Raw genomic sequence first — 22,035 nt, 5'->3', positions numbered from 1 at the left:
TCCGGTCCCCGCCCCACCCTGACGCCCGACGCTCCCGGTAGGGCCCCCCGCCGGAAACTGCACGCTGGCGCACCCTCCACGCATCTTCTTCGTAGTCACCCGGACGAAGCCGGGACAGGCTCTCTCCACGTGGACGAGACGAGCCTGCCTGAACCCGATGCCCTGCGTTCCCTGCTGAAGACGGCCCTGGAGCTGCCCGCGCTCCGGCCGCATGCCGCGCGCCTGGAGCGGCTCGTCGACGACTACGCGCGCGGCGTGGCGCGCAAGGACGCCCCCCTGAGCGTGGCGTTGGTGGGAGCCACCGGCGCGGGCAAGTCCACCCTCCTCAACGCGCTGGCGGGGCAGGCCCTGTCGCGTGAAGGCGTCAACCGGCCCACCAGCACGGTCGCCACCGTGTTCGCGCCAGAAGGCACGCCCACGGACGCGCTGGCGGGCTCCGGCGCGCGGGTCATGACGTATGCCCCCGGCCCCCAAGGCCTGTGGGGCGGACAGGTCTTCATCGACACGCCGGACCTCAACAGCGTGGCCACCACGCACCGCGAAGTGGCCCGCGCGGCGCTGGAGCGCGCGGATGTCGCGCTCGTCGTCATGCACCGCGGCAGCGTGGCGGAGGCCTCCCAGGTGGAGTTCCTCACGGAGTTCGCCCGCCGGCGCTCGCTCGTCTTCATCCTCAACTTCGCGGACGAGCTGTCTCCCGAGTCGCGCGACACGCTCAAAGCCCAGGTACGCCGCGTGGCCTCCGAACAGTACGGCCTGGCCCAGGAAGACGTGCCCGTCTTCGCCATCAGCGCCCTGTCGGCGAAGGACGGCCGGGACGTGTCCGGCGAGTTCGGCGCCCTGCTCTTCCACCTGCGCGGGTTGGCCACGCAGGCGGTGGCCGCGCGCGTGCGCAAGACGAACGCGATGGGCGCGCTGGAAGAGGTGCACACCCGCGTGGAGGCCGCGCTGAAGGAGACGGACGCGATGCTGTCACGCACGCGCGCCGCGCTGGACTCGGGGATGGAGAAGGCGGCGGAGGGCCTGCGCGCGGACTTCGACGCGCGGCTGCGGCTGGCGCACGGCCACCTGGCGGCGGAGGTGCGGCGTCAGGCGGGAGGCCGCTTCTGGGGGCCCGCGGCCTGGGGCCTGCGGCTGTCCCTCTGGGGCGCCAGCGGGCTGGGCGCGGCGGCGCTGGTGGGGCGGAGCAGTCTGCCCGCGGGGCTGGCGGTGGCGGCGGCGTCCACCGTGGTGGACGTGGTGCGCGGACACACCCGCGCCAGGGCCGCGGAGTCCGCGGTGGTGGAGCCCTTCGAGGACGACTTCAGCGCCCAGGCCGCGGCGCGCACCGCGCTGGCGGAGGCGCGCAGCGTGGCGCGCGCGAGCGGACTGGAGCCCGCGCTACTGGGCGTCCCCGACGTGGACACGCTGTTGGAGGAGGTGCGGGTGGCGAGAGCGGGCGCCTGGCGCTACACCGCCACCACCGGCGTGGCGGAGGCGGTGGCCGGCTGGTGGCGCACCGCGCGCTGGCTGGTGCTGCCGCTCATCAACCTGCCGCTGCTGGCCCTGCTGGGCCATGTGGGCTACCGCGTGGTGCGGGCCTACGTGGAAGGCCCCCTGCTGCCGTTGGACTACTTCGTCAACGCGGGGGCCCTCTTCATGCTGCTCGCCGGAGCGGGCGCGTTGCTGGCCTCAGCGAGTCTCGCTGGAGCCGCTCGCCGTGCGGGTACCACCGGACGTGCGCGCTTCGTTGAGTCCCTGGCCGCCCTGGGCGGGAGGCTGGGAGAGACCGTCGAGGATGCTCTGCGCCCCGGGCGGGAGGCCGCGAAGGGCCTGCTGGCGCTCCGGTGAAATGGACACCACCGGCTGCCCCGGAGTGTGCGTACCGCCGTTGCTCGCCATGAGCGCCTCCGTGCCGTTGTCCTTGCAGAGGGGCGCGGCCACACGGGTGTCGCGCACCGGGTCCCCGTAGCCAGCGATGCGCGCCGGCACGGACGGGTTGTTCCAACCCTTGCCGCTCTCACGCGCCACCTTGAAGTGCAGGTGCGCGCCGCAGGCCCAGCCGGTGGAGCCGGAGAAGCCGATGAGCTGGCCCTCCTTCACCACGTCACCCGGCTTCACCACCACCGCGCTGAAGTGGAGGTACTGCGTCTCCAGTCCATCGCCATGGGAGATGACGACGTAGTTGGCGTGGGGCGCGAACTTCTCGTCACAACCACCCTTGGTGCTGTCACCACGAGACAGGCGCACCGTGCCGTCGCGCGCGGCGACGATGGGCGTGCCATCCGGCATGCGGAAATCCCACGCATGCGTGTCGTTGTGTTGGTGACTTCCCGTGTCATGTCCCTGGCTCACCGTGTGGATGCGACCACAGGCGAAGGGAACGCCGACCTCGGGCATTTCGCCCACATCCGTGGCGGAAGAGGAAGGAACCGCAGGGGCCGAAGCCAGGAGAGAACCAAGAAGGAGGGCTGAAAGGTTCATATCGGGGCGGGGCGGAAACGGAGGCAAGTGGCGCGGGTATTTCCCTGCGGATTTTCGCCGCGCCCGCCTGCTGTACGACGCGGAGGGCATCGGCACGCCCACCCTCCCGAGGGGAATCATGCCCGAGTCCCGAGCGAACGCCGCGAACTCGGCACCCAGGCCCCTGCCCGCCGGGCCGCTGGGGAAGCGGGCCTGACGCGCCTCACGAGCGGCCACTTCCCTTTCGAGCCACCCGTGTACGGGGACAGGTGGCGGCACACGCCACTGTGAGGAGCACTCACTCTCCACCACAGAAAGTGACTGGTCACTCACTAAGTTCAGACTTATCCTGCGAGTCGAATGGCCGCGAAGAACACTCCATCGGACGCGCCGGCCCGGCCTGTCCGCCGCACGCAGCAGGAGCGCCGTGAAACGACGCGGCGCAAGCTGCTGGACGCCACCATCGAAACGTTGGTGGAGCAGGGCTACGCCCGCCTGACGACGGTGGAGGTGTCCAAGCGGGCAGGCCTGTCACAGGGCGCGCTCTTCACGCACTTCGACACGAAGGAGGAGCTGCTCGCCGCGGCGGTGGAGCACCTCTTCCCCCGGCTCATCCAGGACTACCTGGCCGGTGTGGGGGCCCGGCCGTCGGGCAGGGACCGCATCGCGGCGGCGGTGGACATGTTGTGGGCCGCCTTCCAGCGCCCGGAGCTGCAGGCGGCCATCGAGCTGTACGTCGCGGCGCGCACGGACGCGGAGTTGCGCGTGGCGCTGGCGGCGGTGGACGGGCCGCACCGGGAGAACCTGCACCGCGTGGCACGCGAGCTGTTCCCCGAGGCCTCCGAGCACCCGGACTTCGACTCCATCGTGGAGCTGGCGCTGGACGCGGTGCAGGGCGCCGCGGTGGGAGGCAGCGCTCGGCCCAACGACCCGGCGCACCGGCGCATGCTGGATGCGCTCACCCACTTCATGCGCAACGCCTTCCTCCCCTCATTGACGCGGCCTCGCCGCCGCGCCCGCTCCTGAGTTCGCCGACACGGAGGGACCACCATGGACGCAGCACACATCCCCGACCTCATCACCCCGGCCATCCCGGTGTTCACCCTCACGGTGATTGCCGAGGCCCTCTGGGTGAAGAAGCAGCGGGACGAAGGCCGTCCCATGGTGGGCCACACCTGGAAGGACACGATTGCCAGCATCTCCATGGGGCTGGGCAACGTGGCCATCAACGTCCTGTGGAAGGGCGTGGCCTTCGCCGGCTACCTGGCGCTCTACCACCTGACGCCGCTGCGCATGGGCACCGGCGTGCTGGCGTGGGTGCTCATCTTCTTCGCGGACGACCTCTGCTACTACGCCTTCCACCGCGTCCACCATGAGAGCCGCATCTTCTGGGCGTCCCACGTGGTGCACCACTCCAGCCAGCACTACAACCTCTCCACGGCGCTGCGGCAGACGTGGACGCCGCCCACCAGCTTCGTCTTCTGGGCACCGCTGGCGCTGCTCGGGTTCCACCCGGTGATGATTGTCGTGCAGCAGTCCGTCAGCCTGCTCTACCAGTACTGGATTCACACCGAGGCCATTGGCCGGCTGCCGCGCCCGCTGGAGTGGGTGCTCAACACGCCGTCACACCACCGCGTGCACCATGCGTCCAACCCGCGCTACCTGGACAAGAACTACGCGGGCATCCTCATCATCTGGGACCGCCTCTTCGGGACGTTCGAGCCAGAGGGCGAGAAGCCCGTGTACGGCCTGACGAAGAACCTGGAGACGTTCAATCCCGTGCGCATCGCCTTCCACGAGTTCGCGGCCATCACGCGCGACGCGGCGAAGCCCGGCTCCCTGAAGCAGCGCCTGAGCTACGTCTTCCGCAACCCGGCCTGGAAGCCCGACGCCCCAGAGGCGCCCCAGCCGCCCGGGGTACAGCCCCCGCCCGAAGCGGCGCGCCCCTCCGTGTGAGGTGTTGAGCACCCGGCCGCCCGCGGCCCCGTGGACGCGCACCGACACCGCCGTCCAGCTTCCCACCCGCGCACGGAGGCGCTAAGCCACCCGGCACTTATCGCGACGCGAAAACTGCCAGGAGGAGCCATGACCGAGCGAGAACTGTGGGAGCGGTACCAGCGTTATCTGTGCGTCGTCCCGGCCTTGGACTTCACGCTCGACGTCTCGCGGATGCGCTTCCCGGCGGACTACCTGGAGCGGATGCGCCCCCGCCTGGAGGAAGCCTTCGGCGCGATGGAGGCCCTGGAGAAGGGCGCCGTCGCCAACCCGGACGAGAAGCGCAAGGTGGGCCACTACTGGCTGCGCGCGCCGGAGTTGGCGCCCGAGCCCGCGCTCCAGAAGGAAATCACCGACACGGTGGCCGCCATCCACGCCTTCGCGAAGAACGTGCATGAGGGCCGGGTGAAGCCGCAGAAGGCGCAGCGCTTCACGCACATGCTGATTGTCGGCATTGGTGGCTCGGCGCTGGGGCCGCAGTTGGTGGCGGACGCGCTGGGCACGGCGAAGGACCCGATGCAGGTGTCCTTCTTCGACAACACGGACCCGGACGGCTTCGACCGCGTGCTGGCGCAACTGGGCGAGCGGCTGTCGGAGACGCTCACCCTGGTCATCAGCAAGTCGGGTGGCACCAAGGAGACGCGCAACGGCATGCTGGAGGCCGAGCGCGGCTACTCGGCGCGCGGCCTGGACTTCAGCAAGCACGCCGTGGCCGTCACCGGCGCCGGCAGCGAGCTGGACAACCACGCGAAGAAGCAGGGCTGGCTGCGCGCCTTCCCCATGTGGGACTGGGTTGGCGGCCGCACGTCGGTGACGTCCGCGGTGGGCCTGCTGCCCGCGCGCCTGCAGGGGCTGGACATCGACGCGCTGTTGAAGGGCGCGCGCGACATGGACGCGGCGACGCGGGAGCGTGATGCGCTGAAGAACCCGGCCGCGCTGCTGGCGCTCATGTGGCACTACGCCGGTGATGGCCGGGGCCACAAGGACATGGTCATCCTGCCGTACAAGGACCGGCTGCTGCTGATGTCGCGCTACCTCCAGCAGCTCGTCATGGAGTCGCTGGGCAAGGAGACCGACCTGGATGGCCAGGTGGTGAACCAGGGCATCGCCGTCTACGGCAACAAGGGCTCCACGGACCAGCACGCCTACGTGCAGCAACTGCGCGAGGGTGTGCTCAACTTCTTCGCCACCTTCATCGAGGTGCTGAAGGACCGTGACGGCGGCTCGCAGGAAGTGGAGCCCGGCGTCACCAGCGGTGACTACCTGCTGGGCTTCCTGCTGGGCACGCGGCGCGCGCTCTACGAGAAGGACCGCGAGTCACTCACCCTCACCGTGCCGGACGTGAGCGCGCGTACGCTGGGCGCGTTGATTGCGCTGTATGAGCGCGCAGTGGGCTTCTACGCCACGCTGGTGCACATCAACGCGTACCACCAGCCGGGCGTGGAGGCGGGCAAGAAGGCCGCGGGCGTGGTGCTGGAGCTCCAGCGCAAGCTGACGACGCGCCTGCGCGAGGCGCGCGCGGAGGCCCGCACCGCCGAGCAGCTCGCGGCGGACATCGGCATGCCGGACGAGGTGGAGACGGTGTTCAAGGTGCTCCAGCACCTGGCCGCCAACCCGGACCGCGGCGTCACGCGCACCCCGGGGGCCACCCCGACACAGGCGCGCTTCCAGGCGAAGTAGGACGCGGCCACGGATGCCCGCGGCCGAAGCACCCGGCCGCGGCACCGGTCATCGGAAGCAGAACCCCTCCCAGGCGATGCCTCCCGGACTGGCGCACAGGACTCAACGCCCCGGCACCATGACGCCCCCATGAGCGGACAGGCGCAGTAGAACGCCCGCCCATGGACCTGGAGCTCAGAGGAAAGACGGCCCTCATCACCGGCAGCAGCCGGGGCATTGGCCGGGCCATCGCGTCGGTGCTGGCCCGCGAGGGCGTGCGGGTGTGCCTCAGCGCACGCGGCGCGGAGGCCCTGGAGGCCACCGCGGCGCAGCTTCGCGCCGGGGGCGCGGATGTGGCCACCGTGGTGACGGACGTGGCCACCCAGGCCGGCGCCGTGGAAGCAGTGGAGGCGGCGGTGCGCGCCTTCGGCCGGTTGGACATCCTGGTCAACAACGTGGGCGGCAGCGGCGGCGCGGGCGCCTTCCATTCCGCCACCGCCGAGCAGTGGACATCCGTCCTGGACCGCAACCTCCTGTCCGCCGTGTGGTGCAGCCAGCGCGCCGTGGAGGCCATGCGCCAGCAGGGTGGCGGCTGCATCGTCCACATCAACTCCATCTTTGGCCGCGAGTACGCCACCAGCGCCCCCTACACTACCGCCAAGGCCGGCATCACCGCGCTCACCAAGGAGATGGCGGTGGACCTGGCGCAGTACCGCATCCGCGTCAACGGCGTGGCCCCCGGCTCCATCCTCTTCCCCGGCGGAAGCTGGGACAAACGCCAGAAGGCGGATCCAGAGAAGGTGGCCAGACTGGTGCGTGACGAGCTGCCCTGGGGCCGCTTCGGCGCCCCCGAGGAAGTGGCCGACGTGGTGGCCTTCCTCTGCTCGGAACGCGCACGCTGGGTCACAGGGGCCACCCTGCCCGTGGATGGGGGCCAAGGCCGTGCCTTCTGAGCGAAAAGCCCCCCGGGCTCCGTGCTATGCAGGGGTCCTCGAATGAGACTCGAAGCGTGCTGAAGCTCTACAAGAAGGAAGGCAACCGGCTCCGCTACTGGGAGGCCTGGGTGCATGACGGCGCACTCACCGTGCACCAAGGCCTCGTGGGCGAGACGGGCGAAGACCATCAACTACCCCTCCCCCCGGATGAAGACCCGGACATGGTCATCGCCGAGGCCGCCGGTCCCCTGGTGGACCAGGGCTATGACGAGCCTGAGCCCACGGCGATGACGACCCTCATCGTCCAGTACACCGTCGAGGGCAAGGGCACCGGCCACGACGTGGAGAAGCGCGTCGCCGTGGAGGAATTGCTCACGGACGCGCTCGGCTGGACGGGCAATGGCGAGGTCGAAGGCGGTGAGCTCCAGGCCCAGCAGCTCCGCGTCTACTGCCGGGTGATGGACGCCGACGCGGGCGTGCGCACGGCCGTGGAGGCCCTGGACTCCGAGGACCTGCTCGAAGGCGCCACCCTGCTCATCGCCAGGGACGACGAAGAACCGCGGGCCGTCTGGCCCACGCAAGCCTGACGCACACCTCGCGGGCACCTCCGCGGTGAAGGCGGACTTCTACGGCTGGTGTAGAAGATTCCGCCTTCCGCGCGTTGACAGGACACCCGCCAGGACGCAAAGTGCCGCTCAATTGATATTGATTTGCAAAGTCACACGCAACGAACTGCGCCTTCCGCGCACGCTCCGCTGAGCACCGGAAGACCTCAGGACGCGGCCCTTTGCATCGCAGGTGTCCCCCACGTCGCGACTTCCGCGGCGGCGGGAGGGCCTTGCTCGAGTCAGTACCCGCGGACGCCGCAGGCGGAAGCGGAACGGGGGGAGTCCGGCAGTTCAGACACCCACATGAGGAGAAGGACCTTGCGCGCCGTTCACCGTGATGACGTTTCCCCCCGCCCCTTCCGCGGTCCCCGCCTGTCCGTGACGTGGAAGTGGGTGGGCTCTGCCCTGCTGCTCACGATGACGCCCGCCTGGGCGCAGGACGCGGCCACGCCGCCGCCGGATTCCGCGGCCGCCGAGCATCCGGCCGAGCAGGCGGAGGCGGCGCTGGAGGACAACATCTTCCAGATGGCCCCCGTGGTGGTGACGGCGACGCGCACCGAGCAGGACGTCACCTCCGCCCCTGCCTCCGTCACCGTGGTGACGCAGGAGGACCTGAAGCGGGCGCCTGTAGGTGATTTGACGGACGCCATCCGCCTGGCGCCCGGCATCAGCCTGACGGCCGGCAGCCAGGGCCGCCGTGGCATCAGCATCCGCGGCATGGATTCGAGCTACACGCTCATCCTGGTCGACGGAAAGCGAGTGAACTCGCTGGAGGCGGTGTTCCGCCACAACGACTTCGACATCGGCCTCATCCCCACGGAGGGCATCGAGCGCATCGAAGTCGTCCGCGGCGCCATGTCCTCCCTCTACGGCTCCGAGGCGCTGGGCGGCGTCATCAACATCATCACCAAGCCGATTGCGCCCAAGTGGACGGGTGGCATCGACCTGAAGGCGCAGACGCCCACCGTGGGCGCCAACGGCGAGGAGCTCCGCTCCAGCGTCTTCCTCAGCGGTCCGCTCATCGAGGACACGCTCTCCATGAAGCTGACGGGCGGCTTCAACCACCGCCAAGCATGGAATGGCGCGCGCAACCCGGGCTCGCCCGTGCTCAACGCGGACGGTGCGCCGGTGACGCGTGAAGACGGCAGCGTCGTCAACCACGGCGACCTGGCCACGCTCGAGGGCCGCAATGACCACAACGGCCGGCTGTCGCTGAACTGGACGCCCACCGCGCAGCAGACGATTACCGCCGAGTACGGCCGCGCGTACCAGAACCGCATCGGCGAGTACTACATCGGCGGCTCCTACGGCGACGCGGACGCGGTGGTCCACCGCAACGACGCGGTGCTGGGCCACAAGGGCAAGTGGGACTGGGGCAACTCCGAGGTCCGCGGCTACTGGGAAGGACTGGAGAGCGGCGTCGACGGCCTCACCCAGGACAACATCGTCGCGGAGGCGAACGCCACCGCGTACCTGGGCATCAACACGTTGACGGTGGGCGGCGAGGCGCGCTGGATTGACCTCAAGTCGGACGAGTTCACCAGCGGCGGCGCCAGCGTGCACCAGCAGGCCCTCTACGCGCAGGATGAGCTGGCGCTGATGGACAAGCTGACGCTGCTGCTGGGCGCGCGTCTGGACAACCACGAGAACTTCGGCCTCCACTTCACGCCGCGCGCCTACGCCGTCTACTCGCCCATCAACCACCTCACGCTGAAGGCGGGTGTCGGCACGGGCTTCAAGGCGCCCACGCTGCGTCAGATGAGCACCGAGTCCCTGGTGACGAGCTGCCGAGGCCGCTGCGGCATCATCGGCAACCCGGACCTGGACCCGGAGAAGAGCACCAACTTCGAGGTGTCCGCCAACTGGACCATGACGTCGTGGGCCCTGTCGGCGACCGTCTTCCAGAACAACATCCGCAACCTCATCGACACGCCGCGCGGCACGGGCGTGGAGCCGGTGGGCACCGACCCGGGAACGGGCCTGCCCCTGTACGTGCCCCGCAACGTCAACCGCGCGCGCCTGCGCGGCGTCGAGGCGACGGCGAGCAAGGCCTTCGGCAACGTGGTGCGCCTGAGCGCGAACTACACCTTCCTGGAGAGCCGGGACCTGGAGAACGACGTGCAGCTCGCCTACCGGCCCAAGCACACCCTCAACGGCCAGATTGACCTGACGCCGGTGGACAAGCTGAAGGCCTTCGTGCGCGGCCAGTACATTGGCACGCAGCTCAGCGGCACCGAGGAAGTGGAGGCCTATGCCCTCTTCGACGCCGGCGCCAGCTACGACATCAGCAAGAACTTCGGCGTCAACGCGGGCGTCCTCAACCTCGCCAACACCCGCACCGAGGACGAGGAAGGCTACGTGTTCCAGGAGCGCGGCCGCACCCTCTACGCGGGTGTGAACGCGCGGTTCTAAGGCGTCGCTTCGTCCCCGCCACGCATTGCGCGTGGCGAGGGACGCCCGCGCGACTCACACCTCCGAGCCGGCGCCCGGCGTGGGCGCGGGCCGGAAGACGCGGAACAGCAACACCAGCGAAGGCACCACCACGGCCGTGCCCACGCCCAGCGCCACCAACAACAAGCGCTGCGCGCCAGGGCTCGCCGCCGCGCCGTGCAGCGTGACGTCCGGCACCACCAGGTACGGGTACTGCGAGGCGGCCCACCCCAGCACGATGAGCCCCGCCTGCACAGCCGCAGCGACACGGACCCATTGAAAGCGGCGCGTCCACAAGAGCGCGAAGGACGCCACCGCCGCCACCGCCGTGCCCGCATGCAGCGCCAGGGCGAAGGGCGAGCGCAAGAGTCCCTCCCAGACGCGCGGCGCCCCCTCGCGTGCCAGCAACAGCACCGCCAGCGCCGCGACAAACACGGCCACGCCCGCGCCCATTGCCCGGCGGCGGAAGTCCTCGCGCAGCGTGGGCTCGTGCGCCTCGTGAGTGAGGTATGCCGCCGCCAGGAAGGCGAAGAGGCTCAGCGCCAGCGCGCCCACCGCCCATGAGAAGGGCGCGAGCCACGACGCGAAGAAGCCGCTCACCACCACCCGCCCTTCCACGCGGATGGTGCCGCTCACCACGGCCCCCACGCACATGCCCAGTAGCACCGGCGCGATGACGCTGGCGCCACTGAAGACAAGCCCCCACTGCCGCTGCACCGCGTCCCCGCGCGTGTCGTAGGCCCGGAAGGTGAAAGCCGCGCCCCGGAACACGATGCCCAGCAGCAGCAACGTCAGCGGCACGTGCAGCGCCACGCTCAGCACCGCGAAGGCGCGCGGGAAGCCGGCGAACAGCAGCACCAGGCCCACGATGAGCCAGATGTGATTCACCTCCCACACCGGGCCAATGGCGCGGGCGATGAGCGCGCGCTGCTCCGCCTTGCGCGGTCCGGAGGCGAGCAAATCCCAGACGCCGCCCCCGAAGTCCGCCCCGCCGAAGAGGGCGTAGAGGACGAAGGTCCCCGCCACCGCGAAGCCCAGAATCGCGTCAGTTGGCATTGGCCTCACCTCCCAGCGGACCGCTGTCGCGCGTGGGCAGCGTTCCCGCCACCTGCCGCACCAGCAGGAGCACCACCGTCACCCCCAGGAACAGGTACACGACGGTGAAGGTCCAGAAGGGCGCGGCCAGGTGTGGCACCGGCGTCACCGCGTCCGCCGTGCGCATGACGCCGCGAAGAATCCACGGCTGCCGTCCCCACTCCGTGACGAGCCAGCCCGCCTCCATGGCCACCACCCCCAGCGGCCCCGACAACAGCCACGCCCACATCATCTTCCGCCCGTGGGGCCAGGCCTTCTTCCGCCACCGCCAGCCCAGCGTCACCAACGCCAACAGCGCCATGGCGCTCCCGGTGCCCACCATGATTTGGAAGGCCACGTGGACCTTCGCCACCGGCGGCCACTCGTCGCGCGGGAAGGCATTCAGGCCCTTCACCTCCGCGTCCGGGTCCGCGAAGGCGAGAATCGACAGGCCCTTGGGGATGTCCACCGCGTAGGGCACCTCGCCCGTCTCCACGTTGGGGAGTCCGCCCAGGCGCAGCGGCGCGCCGCGCTCCGTTTCGAACTGACCCTCCATGGCGGCCAGTTTCACCGGCTGCGCCTTCGCCACGTGCTTGGCGGACAAGTCCCCCACCACGGGCTGGAGCAGCGCGGTGACACACGCCAGCGGCAGCGCCACCGAAAGGGCCTTTCGATGGAAGGCCACGCCCGGGTGGCGCAGCAACACGAAGGCGTGGATGCCCGCCATGGCGAAGGCGCTCGCCTGGTAACAGGAGAGCAGCACGTGCGCTGTCTGGTACTGCCAGCCGGGGCTGAACATGGCCACCAGCGGCTGCACGTCCATGGGCCCTGACGCCGACGGCGTGAAGCCCGACGGGTGGTTCATGAACGTGTTGACCAGCGTGACGAAGAAGGCGCTGGCCGCGCCACTCACCGCCACCATGACGCCGGAGGACATGTGCATCCCCGGCGACACCCGCTCCCGCCCATACAGATAGATGCCCAGGAAGATGGCCTCGGTGAAGAAGGCGACGCCCTCCAGGCTGAAGGGCAGCCCAATCACCTCGCCGTACTGCCCCATGAACTCTGGCCACAGCAGGCCCAGTTCGAAGGACAACACCGTGCCACTCACCGCGCCCACCGCGAAGAGGATGGCCGTCCCCTTCGCCAGCTTCTGACTCAGCTTCTGATAGTCCGCATCACCGGTGCGCCGGCCCTTCCAGTCACTGAGCACCATGAGAACGGGAAGCGCCACTCCCGCCGCGGCGAAGACGATGTGGAACGCGAGCGACAAGCCCATTTGGGCCCGCGCATAGAGCAGGTCCGTCATGGGCATCAGAATGGTTTATGTCTTATTTTGTCGCAATTATTGATTCTTATAAACTATCTGAGCAGAAGCGGGGGCGCGGCGCGCAGGAACCAGCGTCATCACCGCGTTTCGTGCAACCGCGGTGGCGAGCGTACTGGCGAAGATGAGGACGAGCTTTCTCCCCAGCTCCGCGCCCAGCGGGCGGCGCTCCGCGCTGGAGGCCACGCGGTCCGGGTGCTCCCATGCACGGGCCAGGGCCTTGCGGCGCTTGCGGCGCAGAATCTCGTCGCGGTTGCGCGCGCGGTACACCGCGTACCCCACGCCCAGACCCACCGCCGTCAACAGCGCGGCGCCCGCGGCCATCAGCTCGGCGCGGTGCTGCCGCGCGTGGTAGCGCACGTCGAGCGCGCGCTCGCGTCGTCTATCCAACTCCGCCAGCGTGAGCATCAGCTCGTCGCGGATGCGGTCGGCGGTCTCCTCCACCTGCTTGCGGTCCCCCATGCCCCGGGCGATGCGGTGGTCCTCATGCTGCCGCTCGATTGCCGAGGGCTCGCCTGCGTCGCGGTCGTTGCCATTCATTGCAGCGTCTCCCGCGTGAGCTGGTAGTCCATCTTCAAGCGTTCCTGTGTGTGCGGCAGCGGCTTCTTGGGCACGCGCTTGCGTCCCACGAAGAGCAAGACACCGGCAATCGCCAGCAGCACCACGCCCACCACCAGCACGCCCAGCGCCTGGGCCATGGGCAGGGCCAACCCCAGCGCGACGAAGAGGACGGCCAGCGCCGTGAGCGCCAGCACCGCGCCCGCCCCCAGGAGGATTCCCGCGGTCCGCGCGGCCTTCAGCTCCTCACGCAGCTCCTTCTTGGCGTGCATCACCTCGGCGCGCACCAGCAGGCGCGTCTCCGCCAAGGCATGCCGGATGAGCTCCGCCGTGGAGAGCGTCTCCAATTGACTTCGCTCCAGGCGTTCCGATTCGAGATCCACGACGTGCGCCTCCTGCGATGACTCCGCGGACCACACGTGCGCTCCCATGCCTGCCTGGCATCCTTGCGGCCCGCTCCTTCGCACAAGGTGGGCAGGACGCTCCCTCCAGTGAAGCCCCGGAGAAATGCACGCCGGCGGCCGCCCGCCTGCCCTGCCCTCGCGCTCAGCGGCGACGGCGGTGCGACAGGGCGGTGGCCAGCGTCTCGCGGACCTGATGGGCGCGGAAGAGGCGGTCCGCCGTATCCACCAGGTTTTCGGAGTACAACACCTGCTTGCGCAGCCGCGCGGGGATGGCGCGCGTCCCCAGGTGAGCGCCCAGCAGAGCGCCCGTCAGCGCCGCGGCCACGTCCGCCTCGCCGCCGCAGCGCAGCGTGAGGGCCACCGCCTCCCGGAAGTCGTGCGGCACCTTGAGGATGGCGAACAGCGACGTCAGCAGCACCGGCACCACGTGCGGCGGCAGCCCGTCCACGCCCTTCAGCTCGCTGGGGGGCACGCCCACCTTGCGCAACTGCGTCAGCGCGCGCGCGGTGTCCCAGGTGAGCAGGCGCGGCAGGTGGCGCACTTCCTCGGCCAGCCCCTTGTCGTGCACGGCCGCCGACAGCGCCAGCTCCTCGCAGAAGGCCGCGGGTGTCAGCGGCTCCGCCTCCATGCCCAGCGCCGCGGCCTGCGCGAAGGCGGCGGCCGCCGCCGCGCACACCGGGTCCTTGTGCGTGATGATGGTGAGCACGCCCGCGTCATGCGGCAGGCGCGCGCGGTGGCCGCTCTCCAGCAGGCCCACCACCAGCGCGCGGCTGAGCACCGAATGGCAGCGCGTGCCCAGGGACGCGCCCGCGCTCATCCACGGCACGCCACTGGCTAGCCGCTGCAGCGCGTCCGCCAGGCTCTTGGGCGGCTGGAGGATGATGCCCTCCTGCCACAGCCACGCCAGGTGCGCCGCCGCGCTGCGGCCGTCCACCTTGCCTTCGCGGATGACGCTCTCCGCCGCCGCGAGCAGCAACTGCGTGTCGTCGCTGAACTGGCCCTTGGCGAACTTTCCGCGCGGGCGGGGCGCGAAGTCTTCGGCAAGGCCGGGCAGCCGCGTGAGGCTCGCCGGTGGAATGCCGCGCAGCGGAAAGCCGAGCGCATCACCGATTGCGAGCCCCACGAACGCCGCATGGAACCTGTCCTGGCGCTCGGCGGGAGTCAGCGACATGGGGTCGTGGAGATTAACCGACGCTCAGGCCAGAACGGCCGAGAGAAACCCGTGAAACATCCGCGAGCCGGAGCGGGAAGAATCATGCCGGGGCTTGACGAGCGCGATACAGCCGTCCTCGAAATTCCGCCGCTCGGATTCTTCACCGTCCACCCTCCATCCCTGGCGCCTCGTGGATCGCAGCGCGGGGTGGGCTGACTACCGCAACCAACACGCGCGCGGCAAGCATCGGAGGGTGCACGCATCCGCGCACCTGTACACGTGTCCAACTCTCGAAGCTTCGCGCACGGCGGGAATGGCGCACGAGGGACGCGCAGGTGGCACCAGCGCGCGGGTGTCAGCACACGCGCGCCCGCTACTTCATGCGTCGTCGCGCCCCAGGTTGACGACGGCCTGCAAGCGCGCCATCACCGCCTGCGCGCCCTGATGCAGGTGCGTGCCATCCCAGAGCGCGGGCGTGGTATGTCCGCCATGCTTGCGCCAGTCCGCTTCCGCTTCGTCGAAGGCCACGTTGCGAAAGCGCACGCGGTCCTCCAGCGCGTAGTCCACGATGTAGCGCCGGGCCTGCGCGGACGGTGCATCCGCGATGCGATGAAACAGCTCCAGCGTGCCGGACATCATGGTTCGGAGGTGGGGAGGAAGTAGTCCTGCAGGTTCGGGCGCGAGCGGCGGAGCAGGTCCGCCAGCGTGTACCGGTCCAGCACCGCGAGAAACGCCTCGCGCGCTTCGTCCAGGACGCCCTTGAGCCCACAAGCGGGAGCGATGGGACAGGCGTTTCGCTCCCGGTCGAAGCATTCCACCAGGTGGAAGTCCGGCTCCGCGGCGCGCAGCACGCTCCCCACCTGGATGTCCGCTGGCGCGCGCGCCAGCACCACGCCGCCGGAGCGGCCCGCTCGCGCGTCCACCACCCCCTGCCCCGCCAGCGTCTGCACCACGCGCACCAGGTGGTGCTTGGAGATGCCGTACGCATCCGCCATCTCCTGCGTGGAGACGGGCCGCCCGGTGCGCGTGGCCAGGTAGAGCAGCACCCGCAGCGAGTAGTCGGCATGGAGGGTGAGGTGCACGTCAGCGGGCTCCGGCGTCGGAAGTACGCTGCCCCGATGGAACGCTCGGCAAGAAGGCATCCGTGTGGAGGTCTTTCAGCGAGAGCCCGGCCAGGAACAGCTTCTTTCGAAGGGATAGCACCAATGGCCCGTCTCCGCAGAGCCATGCGCGCCAGCCCAGCGGCTTCGGGCATTCGGCGCGGATGAGCACATCGAGCGCTCCCTCGGCCACGTCCCGGCTGCCGCCCTCCAACACACCCGGACGATAGAGAAACTGAGGATGTTGCTCCGCCAGCGCCCGCAGCTCGGAGGTGAGGTAGAGCCCCTCGGGCGTCCGAGCGCCGTGGAAGAGCCAGATGGGCCCCGTGTGGCCCGCCGCCAGCGCGTCGCGAACGATGCCGTACAGCGGCGCCAGGCCCGTGCCCGTGCCCGCCAGCAACAAGGGCTGCTCGGGCCGGCCAGGCACATAGAAGCAACTCCCCGCCGGCCCCTGCACCTGGAGCCTGTCTCCCGGCTGTGCATCATGCGCCAGCCAGCCACTCATCGCCCCGCCCGGCTGGAGCCGCACATGCAACTCCAAGGCGTCTTCATGAGGCAGGCTGGCCAGCGAATAACTGCGGGCCAGCCCATCCTCGCGCACCAGGGAGATGTACTGCCCCGCGTGGTACGCCAGCGGGCTGTCCGTCACCAGCCGCACACGAAGGACGCTGGTGGACAGCAACGACAGCGCCTGGATGCGCGCGGGGATGCGCAGCGCCTCCGCGCCAGTGACTTCCAGCTGCGTGCCCTCCGGAGGCCGGCAGGCACAGGCGAGGAAGTAGCCCTGTGCCCGGAGCGTGTCCTTCAGCCCCACCTGCGCGGCCTCTGGAACCGTCCCTGCCACGGCCCGCATCAGGCAGGACTGGCAGGCCCCCGCGCGGCACGCATTCGGAATGGAGACGCCCTGGCGCAGCAGCGCGTCCAGCACACTCTCTCCGGACTCCAACGGGTACCAGTCGGACTCATGCTTTACCTTGGCCATGGCGTGCTCCTCTGGTCAGCGTCCCAGGACGTCCGCGCGGGCGCTCTCCGCGATGGTCATCACCCTCGCCACCAGCGGCGCGGCCACGCCCAGCTCCTCCAGCGTCGCCTTCAGGTGGCCCGCCACCGCGTCGAAGTGCGAGTCGTTCAGCCCACGCTTCACCAGAGGCGCGTGGCCCGCGCGCATGTCCTTGCCCGAGTAGTGGACCGGCCCACCCGTCACCATCGTCAGGAACGCCTTCTGCTTCGCGGCCTGGCGCTCCATGTCCACGTCCTCGAAGAAGTGGCTGATGTGATCGTCCGCCAGCACCTTCCGGTAGAAGACCTCCACCGCCGCCGCCATCGCCGGCTCTCCGCCCAGCTGCTCGTAGACACTCTTCTCCGCCGTAACGCTCATGGTGCCGCTCCTCTCGCCCGGCATGGGCTTTAAGATGCATTCTAGATGCACCTTAAAATCCGCACCGTCACGTCAAATGAAAGCAGCACTGTCAGTGGAGCTACTGCGAGCGAGGACAGTCGCTGACAGGAGGCCGCCGCGCCCGCGCGAAGGCTCGAGGGCGAACGCAGCCAGGCCCCTGGGGGCATTGTGAAGCGAGGTGCGGACCGGAAAGCCTGTTCCGGAGGCGCCACCCCAGAGGGGCACCGTCACGGAAACAGAAGCGGACACCGGCTCCGCTCGAGGGGAGCCCGGGCGTCACGCCAGGGACGCCAGGAGCGCGGGACGCTCCTGGGCGGTGAAACGGAGGAGAAACCTACGCGCGCGCGGTGTTGGCGGCGCCGATACGGGCGGCCTCACGGCGCACCGTGGCCTGCTCCAGCTCGAAGCGCGCGTCCTCGGAGGACATGCCCTTCATGCGCTCCTGGGCCTCGGCCATGCGGCGACGGGCGCCTTCCACGTCGATGCCCGTGACGGGCTCGGCCGCGTCGGCGAGCACCAGCACCTTGTCGTTGCCCACTTCCACGAAGCCGCCCGCGACGAAGTAGGACTCGCGCCGGCCACTCTCGATCAGCGTCAGCGCGCCCGGCTCCATCAGCGACAGGAACGGGGTGTGCCCCGGCCGCACGCCGAACAGGCCCCGGCCGCCAGGAACAATCGCCTCGTCGGCCTGCACCGACAGGATGCGCTTCTCGGGGGTGACAATCTCCACAGTCAGCTTGGCCATGAGGCTCCTCGCACAACCGAATCAGAACGTGAGCTGGCGGGTGGTTCCACCCACCGGCTCCAACTCCACCACCCCGGCGTCCGTCAACCGGGGCCCCTTGCCGGGGATTCCGAGCGTGCCCTCCAGCCACTTGAAGTGGTGGGTGAGCTGGCGCACCTCGGAGAGCTGCCGCGTGTTGAGCCACTCGGTCAGCCGCTTCTCCTGGAGCCGCTGGCCATCCCGCCCATACTGCGCCGCCACCACCACGCGCGCCCAGGCGGGAGGCCCCTTGGGCTTCTTCGCCTTCGACTTCTTCGTCCGCGGCTCCGCCACGGCCTTGCCCTTCTCCACCAGCGGCCACACCACCCAGACGCGCTCGCCGTCGTTGGAGACGAAGTAGAGGTCGTCCACCGTGCCCAGACACTCCTTCAGCGTCCAGACGGGGCCGCTCTCCTGCGTCACCTCCAACCGGCACTGGTCCTGCGCCGCTTCCACCATGCGGACGCTGTAGAGCCCGTTGGCGCTCACCCGGGCGCGTCCCCTGCGCTCCTCCGCCAGGGCGGAGGAGGGAGCCAGGAACATCAGGACCAGGGCGAGCGCTGCACGGCGCATGGGGACCTCTGCGGGAGGAGAAGCGCCCAGCTTAGCTCGCCGCGAGCTTCCGCGCGTTCTCGACCACCTCGTCGATGCTGCCCGTCATGTAGAAGGCGCCCTCGGGGATGTCGTCGTGCTTGCCCTCGGCGATCTCCTTGAAGCCCTGGATGGTGTCCTGGAGCTTCACGTAGCGGCCGTCCTTGCCCGTGAAGACCTTGGCCACGAAGAAGGGCTGCGACAGGAAGCGCTGAATCTTGCGGGCGCGGGCCACCACCAGCTTGTCATCCTCGGAGAGCTCGTCCATGCCGAGGATGGCGATGATGTCCTGCAGCTCCTTGTACCGCTGGAGGATGCCCTGGACCTTGCGGGCCACGCCGTAGTGCTCCGCGCCGATGACGGCCGGGTCCAGGATGCGGCTGGTGGAGTCCAGCGGGTCCACGGCGGGGAAGATGGCGAGCTCGGCGATGGAGCGGTTGAGCACCGTCGTCGCGTCGAGGTGGGCGAAGGCCGTCGCGGGCGCCGGGTCCGTGAGGTCGTCGGCGGGGACGTAGATGGCCTGCACGGAGGTGATGGAACCCTTCGTGGTGGAGGTGATGCGCTCCTGCAGACCGCCCATCTCCGTGGCCAGCGTGGGCTGGTAACCCACGGCGCTGGGGATGCGGCCCAGGAGGGCGGACACTTCGGAGCCGGCCTGGGTGAAGCGGAAGATGTTGTCCACGAAGAGGAGCACGTCGCGGCCTTCCACGTCGCGGAAGTACTCGGCCATGGTCAGCGCGGACAGGGCCACGCGGGCGCGGGCGCCGGGCGGCTCGTTCATCTGGCCGTACACCAGCACGGCCTGGCTGGCCTCCAGGTTGTCCGTCTGGATGACCTTCGTGTCCTGCATCTCGTGGTAGAGGTCGTTGCCCTCGCGGGTGCGCTCACCAACGCCGGCGAACACCGAGAAGCCACCGCGCTCCACGGCCACGTTGCGGATGAGCTCCTGCAGGAGCACCGTCTTGCCCACGCCGGCGCCGCCGAAGAGGCCAATCTTGCCACCGCGGGTGTACGGGGCGAGCAGGTCGATGACCTTGATGCCCGTCTCGAACATCTGCACGCGCACGTCCTGCTCCGTGAAGGGCGGCGGCGCGCGGTGGATGGACCAGTACTCCTGCGCCTTCACGGGGCCCATCTCGTCCACCGGCTCACCGGTGACGTTCAGGATGCGGCCCAGGGTGGCCTTGCCCACCGGCACCTGGATGGGGGCGCCCGTGTTCGTGACGGCCATGCCGCGGCCCAGGCCCTCCGTGGAGTCCATGGCGATGGTGCGGACGGTGTTCTCGCCCAGGTGCTGCGCCACCTCGAGGGTGAGGTTGTCAGCGGCGGCGCTCAGGTTCGCGTTGGTGACCTTGAGGGCCGTGTAGACCTCGGGGAGACCGCCGGGCGGGAACTCGACGTCGACCACGGGGCCGAGGACCTGGATGATTCTGCCTGCCGTCGGAACTTGAGCGCTCATGGAATCGTCTGCCTCGCACGGGGAGCGGACGGGCGCCGCCACCCTTGAAATTTCGGCCCGGCTGTGAGGGCGGGCCCCCTTTACCGGGGCCCCCCCCGGGGGTCAAGCCTCCCGGGCAACTGACTGGTAAGTCCGGCTTAGCGGAACCACATGCCGGGCGCCACCCTCTTACTTCCCATCCGGTTGGTAGACCAGGGGCAGCCCGCTGTTCGGGCTACCGACCAGGACGACCTTGGCGTTCTGGCTTTGGGCGAGCCGCTCCGTGGCCTCGATGCCCTTGAAGCGCAGGTACTCCTCGGTGAGCCCCTTGCGCACGATGTCCTGGTACCGGGCGATGCCTTCCGCTTCGATTTGCTTGCGCTCCGCCTCCTGGCGCTCCTTGTCCAGGGTGAAGCGCATCTTCTGGCTGCGCTGCTCCTCCGCCAGCTTGTCGGAGATGGCGTCGCGGATGGCCGAAGGCAGCGTCACGTCCCGCACCAGGATGGCCTCCACCACCACGTGCTTGCCTTCGAGCGAGCGCGTCACCTCCTCGAAAATCTCCTGTTCAATCTGCTCGCGCTTCGAGGAGTAGATCTCCTCCGGCGCGTAGCGGCCGAACACCTTGCGGGCCTCCGAGCGGACCACGGGGGCGATCAGGATGTCGGCGTACCTGGGCCCCGTCTGGGTGTGCAGCTCGAAGAGCTTCGCGGGGTCCACCCGGTAGCGCACGCTGGCGTCCACCTTGAGGTCCAGGCCGTTGTTGGACAGGACGCTCAGCCCGTCCTTCATCTCCTGCACGCGCAAGTCGTAGACGATGAGCGACTTGCCCGGCCGCAGGAGGTGGAAGCCTTCTCCATACGGCTCTCGCTGCGTGCCGCTGCCGAACGAGTCGAAGCCGATGCCTCCATACCCGCTGGAGACGGTTTCGAAGCCACACCCCGTGACGCAGCACACCAGCCCCAGGAACAACCACAGCCGCTGCCTCATGTACCCCCTCCTCGAGCGGACTTCCGCGCTCGGCCGGGGCCTTAAACGCGAAGGGCCCACCTCGATAGACGAGGCGGGCCCAGGAGACAGGGTCGCGGCTGCGCGAATGCCCTACTTCAGGGCCTCGGCGCCGGAGACGATCTCCATCAGCTCCTTGGTGATGACCGCCTGACGCGTGCGGTTGTAGGTGAGCGTCAGGTTGCCGATCATGTCGGTCGCGTTGGAGGTGGCGTTCTCCATGGCGCTCATGCGGGCGCCGTGCTCACTGGCCACGCTCTCCAGCAGGGCGCGGTAGAGCTTGATGTTGACGGCCTGGGGCACCAGGCGGTCCAGCACGGACTGACGGTCCGGCTCGTACTTGAAGTCCACCAGCGAGGTGGAGCCCGCCGTCGAGGCCTGGTCCGGCGTCCCCAGCGTCTGCAGCGGCAGCAACTGAGCGACCTTCACCGTCTGGGAGATGGCGGTGACGAACTCGTTGTAGACGATGTGGACCGCGTCCACCTCGCCATTGAGGTAGCTGGCCACCAGCTCCTCGGCCACGTCCGCGGCGGCGCGGTAGTTCAGGCGCTGGTACAGGCCGCCGAAGTCCTTGCGGATGTTCTGGCCGCGATTGCGGAAGAAGTCGTTGCCCTTCCGGCCCACGGTGGAGAGGCGGATGCTCTCCAGGTTCGTGTTCTCGTAGAGGAACCGGTTGGCGCGGCGGATGACGTTGGAGTTGAAGCCGCCGGCGAGGCCACGGTCCGACGTGAGGAGCACCAGCTCCACGCGCTTCACCGGACGGGCCGTGAGCAGCGGGTGGCTGAGGCTCTCATCCCCGGCGCGGGCGGACAGGTCCGCGATGATTTGATCCAGCATCGTCGCGTAGGGACGCGCCGCCAGGATGCCGTCCTGCGCCTTGCGGAGCTTCGCGGCGGAAACCATCTTCATCGCCTTGGTGATCTGACGCGTGTTCTTCACCGAGCGGATGCGCTTGCGAATGTCGCGAAGGGACGCCATGGACCGGGGAGCTCCTGTGGGGCGTTCGACCCGCTTTGTCCTGAAGGAAGGCGGGGCAGGGTAAGACGGGGCCCCCTATATAGGCGGGGCGGGAGCCGGTCAACGGATGCCTGCCGCCGCCGGGCAGACGATCGCCCGCCCCACCGCACATGGCAGGCGGCCGAGCCCCCTTGACAGCC

At 69.5% G+C, this 22,035-nt stretch carries 21 protein-coding genes and 1 pseudogene; 7 read left to right on the top strand and 15 right to left on the bottom strand.

Annotated features, from left to right (window positions below; all coding sequences use genetic code 11):
* Positions 1–129 precede the first annotated feature (129 nt).
* The gene (locus FMQ63_RS28545; protein ID WP_011556824.1) at positions 130–1,827 is read left to right on the top strand and encodes a GTPase; all 1,698 of its coding nucleotides are present in this window, start codon (positions 130–132) and stop codon (positions 1,825–1,827) included.
* Between the two features lie 183 nt (positions 1,828–2,010).
* Here the strand turns inward: FMQ63_RS28545 and FMQ63_RS38170 are convergent.
* Positions 2,011–2,376, bottom strand: a pseudogene (locus tag FMQ63_RS38170) (M23 family metallopeptidase); the annotation flags it as partial.
* Between the two features lie 423 nt (positions 2,377–2,799).
* Between FMQ63_RS38170 and FMQ63_RS28535 the strand changes: the two are divergent.
* From FMQ63_RS28535 to FMQ63_RS28510, 6 genes are all read left to right on the top strand, one after another.
* Entirely contained in the window at positions 2,800–3,465 is a 666-nt protein-coding gene (locus tag FMQ63_RS28535; protein WP_011556826.1) for a TetR/AcrR family transcriptional regulator, read from the top strand.
* Between the two features lie 24 nt (positions 3,466–3,489).
* Positions 3,490–4,395 (top strand): sterol desaturase family protein, encoded by a 906-nt coding sequence (locus FMQ63_RS28530; RefSeq protein WP_011556827.1) that lies wholly within the window; start codon positions 3,490–3,492, stop codon positions 4,393–4,395.
* A 129-nt stretch (positions 4,396–4,524) separates the two neighbouring features.
* On the top strand, positions 4,525–6,114 hold the full coding sequence (locus FMQ63_RS28525; protein ID WP_011556828.1) for a glucose-6-phosphate isomerase: 1,590 nt from the start codon (positions 4,525–4,527) through the stop codon (positions 6,112–6,114).
* 161 nt (positions 6,115–6,275) lie between these two features.
* Positions 6,276–7,046 (top strand): SDR family NAD(P)-dependent oxidoreductase, encoded by a 771-nt coding sequence (locus tag FMQ63_RS28520; protein ID WP_011556829.1) that lies wholly within the window; start codon positions 6,276–6,278, stop codon positions 7,044–7,046.
* Between the two features lie 26 nt (positions 7,047–7,072).
* Positions 7,073–7,615 (top strand): hypothetical protein, encoded by a 543-nt coding sequence (locus FMQ63_RS28515; RefSeq protein WP_011556830.1) that lies wholly within the window; start codon positions 7,073–7,075, stop codon positions 7,613–7,615.
* A 399-nt stretch (positions 7,616–8,014) separates the two neighbouring features.
* Positions 8,015–10,048, top strand: a complete 2,034-nt coding sequence (locus FMQ63_RS28510; protein WP_228556514.1) for a TonB-dependent receptor — start codon at positions 8,015–8,017, stop codon at positions 10,046–10,048.
* Between the two features lie 54 nt (positions 10,049–10,102).
* On the opposite strand, the gene FMQ63_RS28505 is transcribed toward FMQ63_RS28510, so the two are convergent.
* From FMQ63_RS28505 to atpG, 14 genes are all read right to left on the bottom strand, one after another.
* Complete coding sequence (locus tag FMQ63_RS28505) at positions 10,103–11,122, bottom strand: cytochrome d ubiquinol oxidase subunit II (protein WP_043612505.1); 1,020 nt, start codon at positions 11,120–11,122, stop codon at positions 10,103–10,105.
* Positions 11,112–12,455, bottom strand: coding sequence for a cytochrome ubiquinol oxidase subunit I (locus FMQ63_RS28500; RefSeq protein WP_020477975.1), 1,344 nt, complete (start codon positions 12,453–12,455; stop codon positions 11,112–11,114). Before FMQ63_RS28500 ends, FMQ63_RS28505 begins: the two co-directional genes overlap by 11 nt.
* A 30-nt stretch (positions 12,456–12,485) precedes the next feature.
* Positions 12,486–13,007: a hypothetical protein gene (locus FMQ63_RS28495; RefSeq protein WP_011556834.1), complete on the bottom strand. Its 522-nt coding sequence runs from the start codon at positions 13,005–13,007 to the stop codon at positions 12,486–12,488.
* Positions 13,004–13,408 carry a phage holin family protein gene (locus FMQ63_RS28490; RefSeq protein ID WP_026114055.1) on the bottom strand — a complete coding sequence of 135 codons (405 nt, stop codon included), beginning with the start codon at positions 13,406–13,408 and terminating at the stop codon, positions 13,004–13,006. The genes FMQ63_RS28495 and FMQ63_RS28490 overlap by 4 nt, the downstream gene beginning before the upstream one ends.
* A 163-nt stretch (positions 13,409–13,571) precedes the next feature.
* Entirely contained in the window at positions 13,572–14,600 is a 1,029-nt protein-coding gene (locus FMQ63_RS28485) for an ADP-ribosylglycohydrolase family protein (RefSeq protein ID WP_011556836.1), read from the bottom strand.
* Between the two features lie 360 nt (positions 14,601–14,960).
* The gene (locus FMQ63_RS28480; protein ID WP_011556837.1) at positions 14,961–15,221 is read right to left on the bottom strand and encodes a hypothetical protein; all 261 of its coding nucleotides are present in this window, start codon (positions 15,219–15,221) and stop codon (positions 14,961–14,963) included.
* A complete protein-coding gene (locus FMQ63_RS28475) occupies positions 15,218–15,664 on the bottom strand; it encodes an Rrf2 family transcriptional regulator (RefSeq protein WP_011556838.1) in 447 nt (148 codons plus the stop codon). The genes FMQ63_RS28480 and FMQ63_RS28475 overlap by 4 nt, the downstream gene beginning before the upstream one ends.
* Before the next feature lies 1 nt (position 15,665).
* Positions 15,666–16,664, bottom strand: a complete 999-nt coding sequence (locus FMQ63_RS28470; RefSeq protein WP_011556839.1) for a 2Fe-2S iron-sulfur cluster-binding protein — start codon at positions 16,662–16,664, stop codon at positions 15,666–15,668.
* Between the two features lie 15 nt (positions 16,665–16,679).
* Positions 16,680–17,060, bottom strand: coding sequence for a group 1 truncated hemoglobin (locus FMQ63_RS28465; protein WP_011556840.1), 381 nt, complete (start codon positions 17,058–17,060; stop codon positions 16,680–16,682).
* 355 nt (positions 17,061–17,415) lie between these two features.
* A complete protein-coding gene (locus FMQ63_RS28460) occupies positions 17,416–17,826 on the bottom strand; it encodes a F0F1 ATP synthase subunit epsilon (protein WP_011556841.1) in 411 nt (136 codons plus the stop codon).
* 21 nt (positions 17,827–17,847) lie between these two features.
* Positions 17,848–18,417, bottom strand: a complete 570-nt coding sequence (locus FMQ63_RS28455) for a hypothetical protein (RefSeq protein WP_011556842.1) — start codon at positions 18,415–18,417, stop codon at positions 17,848–17,850.
* A gap of 31 nt (positions 18,418–18,448) precedes the next feature.
* Positions 18,449–19,894, bottom strand: a complete 1,446-nt coding sequence (gene atpD / locus FMQ63_RS28450) for a F0F1 ATP synthase subunit beta (RefSeq protein ID WP_011556843.1) — start codon at positions 19,892–19,894, stop codon at positions 18,449–18,451.
* Positions 19,895–20,062: 168 nt separating this feature from the next.
* Positions 20,063–20,860, bottom strand: coding sequence for a prohibitin family protein (locus FMQ63_RS28445; protein WP_216608380.1), 798 nt, complete (start codon positions 20,858–20,860; stop codon positions 20,063–20,065).
* A gap of 111 nt (positions 20,861–20,971) precedes the next feature.
* Positions 20,972–21,856, bottom strand: a complete 885-nt coding sequence (gene atpG, locus FMQ63_RS28440; RefSeq protein ID WP_011556845.1) for an ATP synthase F1 subunit gamma — start codon at positions 21,854–21,856, stop codon at positions 20,972–20,974.
* Positions 21,857–22,035: the final 179 nt, after the last annotated feature.

This window comes from Myxococcus sp. CA005 (assembly GCF_006518205.1).
In the GTDB taxonomy this organism is placed as follows: domain Bacteria; phylum Myxococcota; class Myxococcia; order Myxococcales; family Myxococcaceae; genus Myxococcus; species Myxococcus xanthus.
The sequence above is the reverse complement of the archived record's forward strand: the minus strand, read 5'-3'. Positions and strand labels throughout refer to the sequence as shown.

Coding starts and splice junctions, on each gene's coding strand:
- FMQ63_RS28500 (WP_020477975.1), bottom strand. CDS start 12,455: ATGCCCATGACGGACCTGCTCTATGCGCGGGCCCAAATGGGCTTGTCG.
- FMQ63_RS28530 (WP_011556827.1), top strand. CDS start 3,490: ATGGACGCAGCACACATCCCCGACCTCATCACCCCGGCCATCCCGGTG.
- FMQ63_RS28460 (WP_011556841.1), bottom strand. CDS start 17,826: ATGGCCAAGCTGACTGTGGAGATTGTCACCCCCGAGAAGCGCATCCTG.
- FMQ63_RS28485 (WP_011556836.1), bottom strand. CDS start 14,600: ATGTCGCTGACTCCCGCCGAGCGCCAGGACAGGTTCCATGCGGCGTTC.
- FMQ63_RS28465 (WP_011556840.1), bottom strand. CDS start 17,060: ATGAGCGTTACGGCGGAGAAGAGTGTCTACGAGCAGCTGGGCGGAGAG.
- FMQ63_RS28495 (WP_011556834.1), bottom strand. CDS start 13,007: ATGAATGGCAACGACCGCGACGCAGGCGAGCCCTCGGCAATCGAGCGG.
- FMQ63_RS28445 (WP_216608380.1), bottom strand. CDS start 20,860: ATGAGGCAGCGGCTGTGGTTGTTCCTGGGGCTGGTGTGCTGCGTCACG.
- FMQ63_RS28505 (WP_043612505.1), bottom strand. CDS start 11,122: ATGCCAACTGACGCGATTCTGGGCTTCGCGGTGGCGGGGACCTTCGTC.
- FMQ63_RS28535 (WP_011556826.1), top strand. CDS start 2,800: ATGGCCGCGAAGAACACTCCATCGGACGCGCCGGCCCGGCCTGTCCGC.
- atpG (WP_011556845.1), bottom strand. CDS start 21,856: ATGGCGTCCCTTCGCGACATTCGCAAGCGCATCCGCTCGGTGAAGAAC.
- FMQ63_RS28470 (WP_011556839.1), bottom strand. CDS start 16,664: ATGGCCAAGGTAAAGCATGAGTCCGACTGGTACCCGTTGGAGTCCGGA.
- atpD (WP_011556843.1), bottom strand. CDS start 19,894: ATGAGCGCTCAAGTTCCGACGGCAGGCAGAATCATCCAGGTCCTCGGC.
- FMQ63_RS28455 (WP_011556842.1), bottom strand. CDS start 18,417: ATGCGCCGTGCAGCGCTCGCCCTGGTCCTGATGTTCCTGGCTCCCTCC.
- FMQ63_RS28525 (WP_011556828.1), top strand. CDS start 4,525: ATGACCGAGCGAGAACTGTGGGAGCGGTACCAGCGTTATCTGTGCGTC.
- FMQ63_RS28520 (WP_011556829.1), top strand. CDS start 6,276: ATGGACCTGGAGCTCAGAGGAAAGACGGCCCTCATCACCGGCAGCAGC.
- FMQ63_RS28480 (WP_011556837.1), bottom strand. CDS start 15,221: ATGATGTCCGGCACGCTGGAGCTGTTTCATCGCATCGCGGATGCACCG.
- FMQ63_RS28515 (WP_011556830.1), top strand. CDS start 7,073: ATGCAGGGGTCCTCGAATGAGACTCGAAGCGTGCTGAAGCTCTACAAG.